Here is a 14,991-nt window from a genome sequence, read left to right on the forward strand (position 1 = left end):
GTTTCTCTGATGACAATCTGGAACGAACTTGCCGGGCTCGATTTCGAGTTGACGACCGTCGACGCCGGCGGTGTGCCCACGCGCTCTCTGCAGGCAGGATCCGGTGACGAGGCCGTGATCTTCCTGCACGGCACCAGCGGACACCTCGAGGCATTTGCACGCAATATTGCACCGCACGCCGAGTCTTACCGGGTTCACGCGATCGACATGCTCGGCCATGGTTACACCGGCAAGCCTGACTACCCGTACGAGATTCCGCGCTACGTCGAGCATTTGGTGAACTACCTCGACGCGGTCGGACTGGACCGTGTGCACTTGGTGGGTGAAAGCCTCGGTGGTTGGGTCGCTGCCTACCTGGCCAGCGAGCAGCCCGAACGTGTTCTGTCGCTGCAGTTGCTGGCAGCAGGCGGAACAGTCGCGAACCCGGTAGTCATGGAGCGCATCAAGACGTCGACCGCGAAGGCCGTCCAGAGTGACGACATCGAATTGACCCGCGCACGTATGCAGTTGCTCATGCATGATCCCGCCGATGCAACCGAGGAATTGGTTCAGGCTCGTCACCGGATCTACCATCAGCCTGACTTTGTCGCCAACATCCACAACCTCCTTTCCTTGCAGGAGATGGAGGTTCGCCAGCGGAACCTGCTGCGCCCGGATCGAATGGCACTCATCAAGGCGCCGACTCTTGTGGTCTGGGGTCAGGAAAATCCGTTCGGTGATGTTCCGGAAGCGAAGAAGATGGCCGAGGATATTCCGGGCGCTCAGCTCGAACTCTACTCGGAGTGCGGTCACTGGCCGCAGCACGAGCAGGCAGCGAAGTACAACCCGCTGAGCCTCGAGTTCTTGGCAAAGGCATCAGCCAGCGCGAAGGCAGCTATCTGAGAAGTTCCTGCCAAATATGCTGCTGCGTAATGGAGCCGGTCTCTCGATTGGGAGGCCGGCTTCCGCGTTTTCGAAGGTACAGTCATCGTCTTACAGCGAAGGAGTTCTCGTGAAGAAAGTACTTCTGCTGACGGCCGACGCCGACAACGGACTCGGTACCGCAATCCGTGATGCCGTCAGGGGTGAGGCGGAGGTAGTTCGATTACCTGAGCGCACCACGGGGGCGCTCCGTGCGGAGTTGCCGACATGCGACGTCGTGGTGGGGGACTGGAGTGGTGATCTGCCACTGGGCAAGGAGGAAGCAGAGCTCGGCCGGAATGTGCTCCTCGTCCAACAGCCTGGTGCCGGAACCAATTTCATCGATGCCGAAGCCTGGCGCGCCGCCGGAGTTCCGGTGGCGAATACTCCCGGTGCAAACGCGAACTCGGTTGCGGAGTGGGCAGTGCTCGCGGCAGGTGTGTTGTGCCGCTCCATGTTCTGGGCGCACAACGAGGTTACCGATGGTCGATGGCCACAGGAATCCATCCTGACGCGCGATTGCCGCGATCTGGCGCAGCGCCGGGTCGGCGTCGTAGGTGTTGGTTCGATCGGCCGCCGGTGTGCAGAATTGTTTGCCGCCTTCGGTTGCGACGTCTACGTCACCGCGCGTTCGAGACCGCGTGACACTGTGGCTGCGACGTTTGTGTCACTCGACGAGTTACTGCCTCTCGCGGATGTCCTGGTGCTGGCCGTCCCGCTTACGGAATCAACTCGGGGACTGATCAATTCCCATCGAGTTGCGCAGTTGCCCACCGGAGCGATCGTGGTCAATGTGGCGCGCGGCGCTGTCGTCGACGACGCGGCATTGGCGCGTGCCTTGCGTTCCAGGCATGTCGGCGGCGCTGCCCTCGATGTGTTCGACGTTGAACCACTACCGATTTCGAGCCCGCTCCGTGGATTCGATTCGACCCTCCTGAGCCCGCACGTCGCCGGCGGCAGCGCCGGAGCGCGTGCGTCGATCTATTCGATGACGGCGCAGAATGTCGCCAGTGCGCTGCGCTCGCAGACAATTCGGTGGACATTGTGATTCGGTGGACATTGTGATCGAGGGCCGTGTTACCGAAGTATTTCGGTCCGCACGTTCCTCCAGGTGCAGTGTTTCGCCGAGGTAAGTTCCTGTCCCCGGTCCGCACGGTGGACCCGGTTGGTTCTCGGGTGTAGGTACACACAGCTAAGTTTGCTCTCCACGACCCGCAACTGCGGCACAGATCACAAACAAAGGTGTGAGTAGATGGCCTCGCTGTCAAAGTTTGGAAGGACTGCTCTTGTTTCGGCTGCGCTGCTGCTGACCGTTGCAACCGGCGCATGCAGCCGCCCGGCGACGCAAAGCACAGCTGATTCTGCCGGAAGTGGACCACTGCGTATCGCAGTCGGAATCGATGCTTCCTACGCTCCGTTCTTCGTAGCGGATCAGGAAGGCATGTTCGACGCTGCCGGTTTGGACGTCGAACTCGTCCAGTTCGGTCGTGGTGGCGAGGCCGTCGACGCACTCTCGACCGGGCAGGTCCAGATCGCCGGTAGCTCCGATACGACAACGATCGCCCAGTTGCGTCAGAATCCGTCGTTGCGCGCGATGTACTCGTACGAGGCGTCGGGTGACTACATCAAGGTCGTGCTGCGTAACGGTGTCGACTCACCGGCTGCGATCAAGAAGATGGGCATCGTCCCGGGTCTCAGCCAGATTTCGACGGACAAGTACCTCGCTGCCAACTCCATTGCCCCCGGTTCGGTCGAGATGATCTCGGCGACCCCGACGGACATGCCCGCACTGCTCAGTCGCGGCGACATCGACGGGTTTGTCCTGTGGGAGCCGTGGCCGGCCACCGCCCTGGATCAGGGAACCGGCCACGTGGTGGCAGTAACCGGAGACTACGGCTGGTTCTATCATCATTGGGCGATCACGACGGCTCCGTGGTTGTCGGCCAACGAAGAGACAGCGCGAACCGTCGCGAAGGTGCTCGACGAGGCAACGCGCAAGGTCGAGTCGGATCCGGGCGTGGCAGCGTCCGCGACCAAGGCGGCTGTGAACGTCAGCGAGGATCAGACTATTGCCGCGGTGGACGAGATCGACTTCGCCGTGGTGAATCTCGAAGCTGCGGATGTCGAGTCGGCTCAGTCGATCGTAGATTTCTACAAGTCGATCGGTGTTCTCAGCGACCAGCCGGATCTCGAATCGGCAATGCTTCTGGATTGGTACAAGGATGGTGCACAGTGAGTATCGCAACAAGTGGTTCAACGACCAGCTCGACGAATAGCGCGGGGACAGCCGGCCCCGGCAAGAAGAACACCGGTGTTGCCATCGACGTGGTCGACCTCGGAATCAGCTTCGGCGCGGCGGAGATCGTCGCCGGAATCGACATGCACGTGCAGCCAGGTGAATTCGTCTGTCTGCTCGGTCCGAGTGGCTGCGGCAAGTCGACGCTGCTGTCGTCCATGGCCGGCTTCGTGGAACCCAGCGCCGGCGAGATCGTGTGCGACGGAGATGTCGTCGCCGGCAGTAACCGCCACGCCGGCATGGTGTTTCAGAGCTCCGAAGCGTTGTTCGAATGGATGACCGTGAGCCAGAACGTGGCCTACGGCCCCAGGATGCGTGGAGCGAACCGCAGCGAGCAGGCGAGTATCGCGGCCGAGTACCTCGCGATGGTCGGCTTGCCCCACGCGGGTGCGAAGTTCCCCTCGCAGCTGTCCGGCGGTATGCGGCAACGTGTTCAGATCGCACGAGTTCTTGCCAACCAGCCGTCGTTGGTTCTCATGGACGAGCCGTTCGGTGCGTTGGACGCTCAGACTCGTCAGGTTCTGCAGACCGAACTCGACCGTATCTGGCGGCACACCCGCTGCACCGTGGTATTCGTGACTCACGATATCGACGAGGCACTGACGTTGGCTGACCGTGTGATCGTGATGTCGGCCGGCCCGCGGGCCCGGATCAAGAGCGTCTACGAGGTCAATGCGGCTCGTCCGCGAGACCGCAACGATCCCGAGGTGATCGAGCTCTACGAGAAGCTGCGGGACGACATTCGGGCAGAAGTGGTTGCGTCGCTGCGGAACCAAGGCATTGAGGAGGACGAGCTGTGACGGCTGTAGTGACCGGTGGTTCAGCCGGTGTGAGAACAGCGAAGGTGGCGGAGACAAAAAAGCGTTCGTCGGCGCGGCGATCCAAGATTGTCAAAGCGACGCTGATGTATGCAGCCTCAGCGGCAATCGGTTTGGGCATCTGGTCGTTCCTGGCGTGGTGGTACGGGCCGACCACCATTGCATCACCGGCCGAAGTATGGTCGGCGGCACAGGAACTGTGGGAGAGCGGCGTTCTGTGGTCGTCGATCACCGCATCGGGTCAGCGAATTCTCATCGGCTGGTTCCTGGGTGTCGTGATCGGTGCTCCCGTCGGAATTCTGATGGGCCGCATTTCCATCGTGCGACAGCTCCTCGATCCGTACATCGAGTTCTTCCGGTTCATTCCGCCTATTGCGTTTGTCACTCTCGCCGTCGTCTGGTTCGGCATCGGTGAGACGTCGAAGGTTGTTCTGATCTTCTACACCTCGGTATTCATCGTCACGGTCAGCACGATTGCCGCGACTGTAGCGATCAGCGAGAACAAACTGCAGGCAGCGGCAAATCTTGGTGCCAACAAACTTCAGATCATGAAGACGGTGGTCTTGCCGTCGTCGATCCCCGGCATCGTCACGGGCGCTCGCCTGGCGATGGGCAACAGCTTCCTCACCATCGTGTCGGCGGAGATCGTCGCCGCCGACCAGGGTATCGGTTCGATGATCTGGCAGGCTCGAAACTACGGCCGGATCGACTGGACGTTCGTCGGCATCATCGTCCTGGGCATCATGGGCTTCATCTTCGACCGGATTCTCCGCATTCTGTCCTCGCGGTACCTCGCCCGTTACGGCGTCAAATAGTCAGGAGCGCAGCATGAATCACCCGCTGAGCATTGCCGAGCAGGCCGGAATTCCGGGACCGCCCGAGTTCACCGATATCGAGAGTGAGCGGCGTCGTCGCAAGACCGCTGTCATCGGCGGGTATCGGATTTTGTCGAAATTCGGTTTGGACGAGGGAATCTCGGGACATATCACCGCCCGAGACCCAGAAGATCCGGAGACTTTCTGGACTGCGCCGTTCGGGCGGCACTTCTCCCAAGTTCAGCCGGAGGAATTGCTGCATGTGGCGTCGGACGGCGCGGTCATTTCCGGAGACGGACCGCTCAACCGAGCAGCGTTTGTCATCCACAGCAAGGTTCACGAGGCTCGTCCCGACGTCATCGGAGCTGTTCACGCTCACGGTTTGAACGGTAAGGCGTTCTCCTCGCTGCACACCCGCCTAACGCCGATCACTCAGGACGCGTGCGCCTTTCACGAGGATCACTCGATCTACGAGGAGTATCACGGGGTGGCGCTGGACGAAGAGGAGGGGATTCGCATCGCGGATGCCCTCGGATCGAACAAGGCCGTGATCCTCACCAACCACGGTCATCTGACCGTCGGAACTTCCGTGGAGAGCGCAGTGTGGTGGTATGTGTCGATGGAGCGGTCGATGCAGGCGGAGTTGACGGCGCGAGCCGCCGGTGATCCGGTTGTCCTGCACGAGAAGATCGCGGCGCAGACCTACGAAGCAGTCGGCACCGAGAAGGTGGGGTGGTTTGCGTACTCGACCATCATCCAGAAGATCGCAGCAGACGAACCCGAGGTATTCGCGCACTGAATTCTTCGCGCACTGAATTCCTGCGAGCATTGGGCCCGTCGACCGAGAGGTCGGCGGGCCCTTTTCGTGCTGTCCCGCAACTGTTACCGAGGTCTGTTGAGCGGACCGGTTTCATTTGCGTGAGTCCGTCGGCGCAATACCGTATCGAGTGTGAACAAAACGTCTTCCACGGCGACCGACAACGAGATCGGCGTCGATATTCTGATCATTGGTGCCGGCCCCGCCGGGCTGTACGGCGCGTACTACGCAGGCTTCCGCGGCCTCTCGGTTGCCGTGATCGATGCCCTTGCGGAACCGGGGGGACAGGTCAGTGCGATGTACCCGGAGAAGGCGATCCTCGACATCGCGGGATTCCCTTCGGTCAAGGGACGCAACCTCATCGAGGGTTTGATGGCGCAGGCTGCCCCGTTCGATCCGGTGTACCTTCTGGGCATGCAGGCTCGTGAGCTGTCGCATGACGACGACGGCCGGGTGCGGATCACCACCAGCACGGGCCAGGTCGTGGTGGCCGGCGCGGTTGTCATCACCGGCGGCATCGGAACCTTCACCCCGCGTCCGTTGGCGAAGGGTTCGGAGTTCATGGATCGGGGGCTGAGTTACTTCGTCCCGGATTTGTCGGCGCACACCGGGAAAGACGTTGTCATCGTCGGTGGCGGCGACAGCGCGTTCGACTGGGCCGTTCACCTGGAACCGATTGCCAAGTCCGTCACCCTGGTTCACCGGCGAGATCGTTTCCGCGCGCACAAATCCACAGTCGCCAAGGTGCAGGAAAGCAGTGTCCAGGTTCTCGTCAACGCCGATGTCTCGGCGGTACGTGGAAACGGGTGGATCGGCGAGGTCGACATCACCCACAAACAAGACAAGAGCACGTCCACGCTGCCCGCTCAATCCGTCATCGCTGCATTGGGATTCACGGCCGACCTCGGTCCGATGATGGAGTGGGGAATCGAGATCGACAATCGCCACATCGCGGTGAACACACGGATGGAGACGAATGTTCCGCGTGTGTATGCCGCCGGGGACATCACGGACTATCCCGGCAAGGTCCGCTTGATCGCCGTCGGTTTCGGCGAGGCCGCGACTGCGGTGAACAACGCTGCGGCAGTGCTGGATCCGGAAGCAGAAATCTTCCCTGGACACTCCACCGAACAGGAGAGCTAGGCAATGGCATTTGTCATCGGTGAAGCATGCATCGACTACACGGACCGATCGTGCATGGAAGAATGCCCCGTGGATTGCATCTACGAGGGTGATCGCAAGCTCTACATCAACCCGAACGAATGCATCGATTGCGGCGCTTGCGAATTGGCCTGCCCGGTGGAGGCGATCACCGTCGACCGGAAAGCAGACCCGGATTTCAAGGAAGACAACAAGCGCTTCTTCCTCGAGGTCTTGCCTACCCGTAGCGAGCCCGTCGGAAATCCGGGTGGTTCGGCAAAGATCGACATCGTCGGCGTCGATACCCCGATGGTTGCGGCGTTCTGATGGTTGGCGGCCTGCAACTCGGATACGTTGATTCGTCTTTCGGGCAATTGCATTACGCGCAGCAAGGTTCGGGTGAGGCGATTCTCCTGCTTCATCAGGCGCCCCGGTCGTGGGACGAATTCCGCGAGTTCATTCCACTCCTTGCCGACGACTTCCGCGTTGTCGCGATGGACATGCCGGGGTACGGCAACAGTGCTCCGGTACCCGGCCCGCAGACCATCGAGACCTATGCGCGAGGCGCGTGGGAATTGCTCGACACCCTGGGCGTCGATCGAGTCACGGTCATCGGTCACCACACCGGTGCGGCAGTGGCGCTCGAGATGGCGGCATCACGCCCCGAGAGGGTGCACGCTGCCGTGCTCTCGTCGTGCCCGTGGACCGACCGCAACTACCGCGAGGGGCACTCGGGACCCGGTGGGATCGACTGCGTCGACCGGGCCGCAGACGGTAGCCATCTCACCAGGCTGTGGGAGATGCGTCGCCCCTACTACCCCGAACCAGGCACCGCACTGCTCGACAGGTTCATCCGAGACGCGCTTGCCTACCGGGTAGATCCGGCGGAGGGGCACAAAGCCTGCGCCCGCTACGTCATGGAGGCGAGAGTCGGTTCGGTGACTGCGCCGGTTTTGCTGATCGGCGCGCAGAAGGATCCCTTCTCGATGCCTAACATTGCGCCGTTGCGTGCACACCTGACGGGTGCGGCAGTGGTGGAAACGGAGATCGTCGAATCGGGGACCGTCGCACTCGTCGAGGAGCACGCTCCGCAGATTGCATCCGCCGTCCGCATGTTTCTGGAGAATTACGCAGGTAGGCGCCCCGTGTAAACTCTGCGGGACGGGTTCACTGAGCGGACCGTGTGGCGTGCGTCTCATCGTGTCGTCACCATAGTGTCAGTCTCGAAGCACCTGCACCTAACGAGGACCCCGACCGATCTCGGTCGTTGTGGCACTCGGTCTCGGCAGGCTGTCACAGATCGTTCAGGAGGACACTCATGGCCGCTCCACAACAATCCGTCGGGTTCGGATCCGTACTACCCATCGCGTCGGAAACGACCGCTGCATCGCAGCCTGCAGGTGAACTGTCCTCGGTCCTGGGCAAGGCTCGAATGATCTTGGACGCTTTCGACACCGACCACAGTGACCTGTCTCTGACGGAGCTCACCCGGCGCAGTGGGGTCGCGAAAGCGACGGTTCACCGGTTGGCCGGCGAGCTGGTCGAGTGGGGATTGCTCGAGCGCGCGGGTACCAAGTACCGGCTCGGCCTGCGATTGTTCGAGCTGGGCCAATTGGTGCCGCGTCAGCGGATTCTGCGCGACGCGGCGCTGCCGTACATGGAGGACCTACTGCTGGCGACGCAGGAGACGGTTCACTTTGCGGTTCGTGACGGCATCGACGTCCTCTACATCGAGAAGATCATCGGACACCGCGGGCTCAATCAGCAGTCGCGGGTGGCCGGTCGGCTCCCGCTGTACTGCACCGCCACCGGCAAGATCATCCTTGCCTTCTCCCCGCAATCGGTCTTCGACGAGGTAGTCGAGCAGGGTTTCACCGCCTTGACCAGTCGAACGACGATGTCCGTCAGCGTGCTGCGCCAGCAAACCGAGCGGATGCGTAAGGAACAACTCGCGGTGGAGGTCGAGGAGACACGGCTCGGGTACATGAGCGTCGCAGTGCCGGTGTTCAGCGGCCCGCGCACTCTGGCCGGCGCGTTGTCTGTGACAGCGCCGACGGCTCGCCTCAACGTCAGCCGCATCACCGGGGCCCTGCGCACTGCCGGCGCCGGAATCACCCGAAAACTTCATGCCATGAAGTGCACACATTCGCCGAGCGACCCGCTGGCTCTGCGCACGATCTGCAGTCCGGTGATGTGTTCGTTCAACGGTTGCGGCAAGTAGCGAGGCGCGGTCTATCGCCGGGCGCGGAACACGCTCTTCTCGCAGTCCCAGGTGTGTGGGCCGACGCCCCTCTCACGTAGCACTGCTTTCTGTACCTTGCCGGTTTCGGTGAGTGGCAACGTGTCCACGACGTCGATGTACCGGGGAAGTGCAAAGTACGGCAGCTGTTGCTGGGAGAACTCCAGAATCGAAATGGGGTCGAAAGATACTCCGGGGCGCAGTATTACAGTTGCCATGACGTCGTCCTCGGCCAGATCCGACGGTACCGGGAAGACGGCAACCTGACCGACCGACGGATGCAACGCCAGAACGGTTTCCACTTCGGCCCCGGAAATATTTTCACCGCGGCGCCGAATCACGTCTTTGATGCGATCGACAAATCGGAACCAGCCGTCTGCTTCCCGAATCACCCTGTCACCGGTCTGTATCCAACTCTCCGTCGCCGGAATCTCCTCGCCCAGATAGCCCAGTGAACAGGCGCCGGGGATCGTGCTGCGGACCACCAGTTCGCCGGGCTCCCCGTCTGCGGCAGCAGTACCGTCGTTGACGACTGCGGCGTCGTAGCCACTCATCACCCGCCCCATGTACCCGGCCCGCCGATCTCCCGGAAGTGTGCCGATCACGAGATTGGTTTCGGTACTTCCGAATCCGTCCACGAGTTCTACACCGAATCTCTGGGCAAACGGTTTGATCAGATGAGCCGGCGTTGCGGGGGCAAGTGCCACGTGGACGCTGTGCTGTCGGTCTTGCGGCGATGGGTCCGCGTTCATCAACATGGCCACCATCGCACCCAGCAGGTAGTCGACAGTTGCGCCGATCTCGCGAACTTCGCGCCAATGATTGCGGACCGAAAAGCGTTGTCCCAGGAAAAAAGTAGACCCGGCCCAAAGGGACTGAACAAAGGCATTGAGAGCATTGGTGTGAAACAGCGGCAGGCAGTTGTACAGCACATCGTCCCCGGTGAGCCCGAGTGAGGCGCCGACGCCTTTGCCCCACTGCAGGAACTGCGCGTGCGGGCATCGGACGCCTCGGGGCAGACCGGTGGTGCCGGAGGTGAAGAGTATCGCGGCCAGGTCGAGCGGATCGAGGGTCTCGGGCTCACAGCCCGGATGCGAACCGGCAGTGGGGACGCACTGTTCACCCATGACCCACACGGTGCCGTCGAATCCGGCTACAGCGCCTGAGTATTCGGGTGAAACCAGGATCCGTTGTACACCAGCCTGTTCGAGTGCGCTGGCAACACTGTCGGCTCGGAGGGCCGTATTGAGTGGGACGACAACCGCACCGATCCACGCGCATCCGAGAACAAGGTCTGCCAGTTCGATCCTGTTGCCGGACAGTGCCGCCACGCGCTCCCCACGGCCGACACCGTGATTACGGAGATCCGCCCCCATCGACGCTGCACGATCCCGCAATTCGCGGTAGGTGACCGTGATCCCGTCGACGACGAGCGCCGGGTGCTCCGGACGCTCCAAAGCTCGCCTCCGGATCAAATCCGGAAGCGAGCGCGGAATGGCATGTGCGTCGTGGTGCATGGGTAACTGTATCCCTCAGGGTACGACGACGGCCCGGCCGGCAACCTTGCCCTCACCCATCAACTGCAGTGCCGTTGCGATGTCATCCAGCGGAAACTCCTGCACTGCAACGGAAATCTTGCCTTCGATGAGCAGCCGGATCATTTCAGGTGCCAGTTCGGCTTGCCGGGCAGTCTTGCGAATCATGTTGACGGGCAGGATCCGGACATCGCTGAGCAACCAGTTCGGCAAGTCCAGGGTGAGGCTCTTACCCAAGGTATATCCGATCAGGGCAGCCCGGCCACCGGGGACAACACTCGCCAGAAGGTGCGGCAAGCCGTCGCCGCCAAGCGTGTCGATCACGGCGTCGACGGAAGGCTCGGATCCCACCACTCCGGCAAGTTCGTCGCCTTGCCCGACGACGGGACGCACACCCTCCGGAAGCAAGGCAGCCTGATCTTCGCGCGGTACAACACCGATTACCTCGGACGCTCCGGCAAGCAGAGCGAACTGTGCTGCCATCGATCCGACAGCGCCGGATGCTCCGGCGACAACAACTCGTTCGCCGGGAGCGACGGCTGCAATGTCGTTGACGGCAACATAGCCGGTTGTGCTGGGCAGGAAGAAGGTTGCGGCGACGGCCGGCGACAGTGCGGGATCAAAGGGTGTGAACGCCTTGTCTGCCGCTACCAGATACTCAGCCCAGCAACCGTTCTTGAACAGGCCGACTCCGCCGCCTCGGACCAGAAGGCGGGTGCCAGGCTCATAGGTGTCGGATTCGATTACCGTCGCCGCTCCGTCTGTTCCACCGATATGTGGCAGGTTCGGCTTGACTCCGAAGTTTCCGCTCGCGACGGTGATGTCGAGATGGCCGAGCGCGGCAGCGTCGATGCGCACGAGCGTCTGACCGGATTCACGTGTGGGAATGTCGATGTCGTCGATGACCGGTGAAGTGCCGAACTGATGGAGTCGGGCCGCGCGCATTGTGTCTCCTAGTAGCGATCTGTGAATGGATGTACTGAATATGAGTGCGGTCAGGACAGGATCGACTGGTCGCGAAGTCCGGCGATCAGTTCGTCGCTGTATCCGAGCACCGACTCGAGGACGTCGTCGGTGTCCGCGCCCAGCACCGGCGCAGCGCGTCGGATCGAGCCGGGTTCGGAGTTCCGGCGAACGGGGATGCCTTCGTGGAGGAATGTTCCGGCGAGGGGATGTTCCTGTGCCGAATAGAAACTGCGTGCCCGAAGATGTGGATCGCTCTCGACCAGGTCGCGTCCGTCCTGGACGGTGCCGGCCGCGATACCCGCTGATTGCAAGCGTTCCATGACGGTTTCGGGTGACAGAGTCCTGGTCCAGTCGGCGATGGCGTCGTCGATACGTTCGTGATCGGCTTGGCGGCTTTCTGCACTCGCGAAGTCAGGATTGCCGATCCATTTCTCTGCTTCGATGATGCGGCACAATGCATTCCATTCCGTGGTATCGCGAACGGCAATCGAGCACCACCGGTCGCTGCCGAGGCACGGGTACACGCCGTGTGGTGCCAGTTCGTGATGGCTGTTGCCGATCGGATCGGGGGACTGTGACCGGGCGGCTCGGAGAACGCTGGTACCCATGTGCGCTGCCATGGCTTCGAGTTGTGACAGGTCTACGTGCTGTCCCCGGCCGGTCCGGTCGCGGTAGTCGAGGGCTGCCAGCATCGCGACGCCGGCTTGCAGTCCGGCGACGATGTCGCCATGGCCGTAGATGACTCCGACAACGTCATCGGCGTTCCAGCCGGTCAGTGCGGTCAAACCGGTACTTGCCGAAACGATGTCGGCATACGACACCCAGTCCTTGCGAGGACCGGTGTGACCCATCCCGGACATCGACACGTAGATGATGTCCGGTTTGAGCTCCCGGAGTTGTTCGTAGCCGAGCCCCATCTTGTCCATGACCGACGAGCTGAAATTCTCGACCACGACGTCGGAGTTCCTGATCAGGTCGCGCAGTACCGAAAGGCCCTCTGCGGATCGGGTATCGAGTGTGATGCTGCGCTTGTTGCGGTTGACGTCGTTGAAGTACCCGCTGGTGTTCGGATTGTCGTGCGGTCCTCGCGAGAGATGCATGAACGGTGCAAAGCGAGTCGGGTCCGGGCGTCCGATCGATTCGACCTTGATGACATCGGCACCGTGGTCGGCAAGGATTCTGGTGCCGTACGGGCCCGCCAACACCCACGTGAGATCCAGGACGCGGACACCTTCGAGGCTGGGCGTGCTGCCACCGCTGAACTCGTGGGTTTCGTTCACTGCCACAGGCGAGGTGGCCTTCAAGAGTTCCTGATGCTGGCCCAACCGGGCAGCCTCGAGCGTTCCGATGCGCCGGCCTTCGGGGAAAGCGAAGCCGAACCCGAGATCGCGGTAGGTACCGTGATCTCCGGTCACGTCGGTGAAGAAGTCCCGGTCGTTGAGTTGGGGGTTACGCAGCAGTTCTTCGGGCCGGTCGACCGCTGCCCACGGCAACTTGCGTGACTGCGCGCTGACCGCGAATTCTTCCTTCGGCCACTTCGCGATGAAGGCGGACAGAACGTCGAAAATGTGTTCCTGATGCGTCTTTCGGTAGACCGCGTCGGACCACTCCGGTTGATCGAGATCGTCCTGAGCATCGTTGTCGATCAGCCAGGCCAGCATGCCGTCCCACATGCGGGGGCTACCGCCGAGGCCGCCACCGACATAACCGTCGGCGGCCTGGAACAGTCCGTGCGGAACGAGCGGATGTACCCGGCCCGGACGCGGTGGTACGCGGTCCTCGTGAATGTAGGCAAGAGTGCCCGCTTCCAGCGCGGCGGCAACACATTCCTGAGCGCTGATCTCCAGCAACGGGTTGTGGCCCTTGGATCGCGAACGCAGTCCGAGAAGCACGCCGATTGCGGCATTGATTCCGGCGAGCTGCTCAGCCTGGAGTTCGGGGAGCAGCAGTGGAGGGTGCTCGGGATCGCCGACCTGGGCCATCATCCCGCCGAGTGCCGCGACGGTCAGATTTGTTGCCTTCCAGTCACTTCGCGGTCCGGTTGTGCCGAAGGGTGTCACTCGTACGTGAACGAGAGATCCTCGGTTGTCGCGTAGAGCGCCGGTCGCGCTGCCGTCGAGCAGGACGTCGGCACTGCGCAGCAGTGCTTCGAAAGCGAGGCGATCGTTGCTGTCGTCGATATCGAGGACAACGGACTTCTTGCCCGCATGCCAATGCAAGTACGAATCACCCTGGGACTCGGTGCGACTGGGGTCACCGGTGGGTGGTTCTACCAGAATGACCTCGAAACCCAGCCCGACCAGGATGCGCCCGGCGAATCGCGCAAACGGACTGGAAATCTCTACGACCCGTACCGGGGGATGCACCACAACTACTCCGTTTCAATCGAAAGATATCGCCGAACCGACTGGAGTCGAACGTAGTTCTGCGGGCCGGTGGGCGACATGATTTCGGTCTGCCCACCGGACCCGTTCTCACTCTCCGCTCAGGCGGCGTTCTGCTCGAACCATCCCGAGAGGAGGACAGCGGACGGATCGATGTCCGCGGAGATCTTGCCCTGCTCGCGGAAGAATGCAACAAGTTCGTTTGCGCGCTCCACGTCGTCCTCGGTGAATCCGCGTCCACCGAAATCGATTTGGGTCACCCGGTCTGCGGCCTCGGCCGGGTCCATCTGGATAGACGCGGCAATTGCGGTTGCAGCCCGATCCGGATCCGAGTTCACGATTGCCGACGCTTCCGAGATCACCTTGAACACCTTGCCTGCGGTTTCTTCGTTCGCGGACAACCAGTTGTCCGAAGCGATGATCCATTGGGCGTACTTGGCGCCGAAGTCGCCGGTCGTGGCAACAACGCGCCCGCCGGTATTGACACTCTGCGTCACCCAGGGGTCGAAGGACAGGAAGCCGTCGATGTCACCGCGCGCCAGCAAAGCAGGCTGTTCGGGCGGGCTTGTGCTCACGAGTGTGACCGTCGTGGGGTCGATGCCGAGACTGGCCAGGTACTGGTTCGTGAAGTAGAGGCCGATGCCGGGGAAGACGCCCATGGTCTTGATCGACTTCGGCTCGACGCCATTCCTCAGTACAACCTGGAAGTATCGGTCGGATTCCTGAAATACGCCCAGCGCCCGCAGGCTCGGATTGGCGGCCATGACGGACAGTGCCGTCGAGTCGGCATTGCCGGAGAGTTCCGAAGTTCCGGCTACGACGTTCTGGGCGCCTGCTGCCCCGCCTTCGGTCTGGATGACCTGGACGTCGAGGCCGGCGGCCTCGAACATGCCCTCGTGGTCGGCGAGGAAAATCGGGGCGTACGACGGGTCTACACCTACCGCGATCCGTACCAGGCCACCACTTTCGGCGGAGTTGTCGGTAGCGGGGCGGGTGCATCCGCTGACGGCGATCGTCAGGGCGGCGAGAGAAGCGACTGCGCCCACCCATTTCTTCTGAAATTTGTTGAGCATGATGGCCT

The 14,991-nt window shown here is 62.0% G+C and carries 14 protein-coding genes; 10 read left to right on the forward strand and 4 right to left on the reverse strand.

The features are described from left to right. The first annotated feature begins 9 nt into the window (after window positions 1-9). The 10 genes from ASU23_RS15425 (at window position 10) to ASU23_RS15470 (ending at window position 9,007) form a co-directional block, all read left to right on the forward strand. Window positions 10-882 (forward strand): alpha/beta fold hydrolase, encoded by an 873-nt coding sequence (locus ASU23_RS15425; RefSeq protein ID WP_019746500.1) that lies wholly within the window; start codon window positions 10-12, stop codon window positions 880-882. Between the two features lie 109 nt (window positions 883-991). Further along, window positions 992-1,948 (forward strand): NAD(P)-dependent oxidoreductase, encoded by a 957-nt coding sequence (locus tag ASU23_RS15430; RefSeq protein ID WP_019746501.1) that lies wholly within the window; start codon window positions 992-994, stop codon window positions 1,946-1,948. Window positions 1,949-2,152: 204 nt separating this feature from the next. After that, window positions 2,153-3,136 (forward strand): ABC transporter substrate-binding protein, encoded by a 984-nt coding sequence (locus tag ASU23_RS15435; RefSeq protein ID WP_007731624.1) that lies wholly within the window; start codon window positions 2,153-2,155, stop codon window positions 3,134-3,136. Next, entirely contained in the window at window positions 3,133-3,996 is an 864-nt protein-coding gene (locus ASU23_RS15440; protein ID WP_007731623.1) for an ABC transporter ATP-binding protein, read from the forward strand. Before ASU23_RS15435 ends, ASU23_RS15440 begins: the two co-directional genes overlap by 4 nt. Further along, the gene (locus ASU23_RS15445) at window positions 3,993-4,829 is read left to right on the forward strand and encodes an ABC transporter permease (RefSeq protein WP_019746502.1); all 837 of its coding nucleotides are present in this window, start codon (window positions 3,993-3,995) and stop codon (window positions 4,827-4,829) included. Before ASU23_RS15440 ends, ASU23_RS15445 begins: the two co-directional genes overlap by 4 nt. A gap of 13 nt (window positions 4,830-4,842) precedes the next feature. Next, window positions 4,843-5,628, forward strand: coding sequence for a class II aldolase/adducin family protein (locus tag ASU23_RS15450; RefSeq protein WP_054188628.1), 786 nt, complete (start codon window positions 4,843-4,845; stop codon window positions 5,626-5,628). Between the two features lie 150 nt (window positions 5,629-5,778). Beyond that, window positions 5,779-6,789: an NAD(P)/FAD-dependent oxidoreductase gene (locus ASU23_RS15455; RefSeq protein WP_050655582.1), complete on the forward strand. Its 1,011-nt coding sequence runs from the start codon at window positions 5,779-5,781 to the stop codon at window positions 6,787-6,789. 3 nt (window positions 6,790-6,792) lie between these two features. Then, window positions 6,793-7,113: a DUF362 domain-containing protein gene (locus ASU23_RS15460; protein ID WP_007731605.1), complete on the forward strand. Its 321-nt coding sequence runs from the start codon at window positions 6,793-6,795 to the stop codon at window positions 7,111-7,113. After that, window positions 7,113-7,937: an alpha/beta fold hydrolase gene (locus tag ASU23_RS15465; protein WP_058038207.1), complete on the forward strand. Its 825-nt coding sequence runs from the start codon at window positions 7,113-7,115 to the stop codon at window positions 7,935-7,937. Before ASU23_RS15460 ends, ASU23_RS15465 begins: the two co-directional genes overlap by 1 nt. A 167-nt stretch (window positions 7,938-8,104) precedes the next feature. Next, window positions 8,105-9,007, forward strand: coding sequence for an IclR family transcriptional regulator (locus ASU23_RS15470; RefSeq protein WP_007731601.1), 903 nt, complete (start codon window positions 8,105-8,107; stop codon window positions 9,005-9,007). 11 nt (window positions 9,008-9,018) lie between these two features. On the opposite strand, the gene ASU23_RS15475 is transcribed toward ASU23_RS15470, so the two are convergent. The 4 genes from ASU23_RS15475 to ASU23_RS15490 form a co-directional block, all read right to left on the reverse strand. Then, on the reverse strand, window positions 9,019-10,542 hold the full coding sequence (locus tag ASU23_RS15475) for an AMP-binding protein (protein ID WP_058038208.1): 1,524 nt from the start codon (window positions 10,540-10,542) through the stop codon (window positions 9,019-9,021). Window positions 10,543-10,557: 15 nt separating this feature from the next. Next, window positions 10,558-11,505: a zinc-binding alcohol dehydrogenase family protein gene (locus tag ASU23_RS15480; RefSeq protein WP_007731598.1), complete on the reverse strand. Its 948-nt coding sequence runs from the start codon at window positions 11,503-11,505 to the stop codon at window positions 10,558-10,560. Window positions 11,506-11,555: 50 nt separating this feature from the next. Then, the gene (locus ASU23_RS15485) at window positions 11,556-13,892 is read right to left on the reverse strand and encodes a CoA transferase (RefSeq protein ID WP_228232382.1); all 2,337 of its coding nucleotides are present in this window, start codon (window positions 13,890-13,892) and stop codon (window positions 11,556-11,558) included. 119 nt (window positions 13,893-14,011) lie between these two features. Then, window positions 14,012-14,983, reverse strand: coding sequence for an ABC transporter substrate-binding protein (locus tag ASU23_RS15490; protein WP_007731596.1), 972 nt, complete (start codon window positions 14,981-14,983; stop codon window positions 14,012-14,014). Window positions 14,984-14,991: the final 8 nt, after the last annotated feature.

The sequence above is a fragment of the Rhodococcus sp. KB6 genome (assembly GCF_001445685.1).
Classification (GTDB): Bacteria; Actinomycetota; Actinomycetes; order Mycobacteriales; family Mycobacteriaceae; genus Rhodococcus_F; species Rhodococcus_F qingshengii.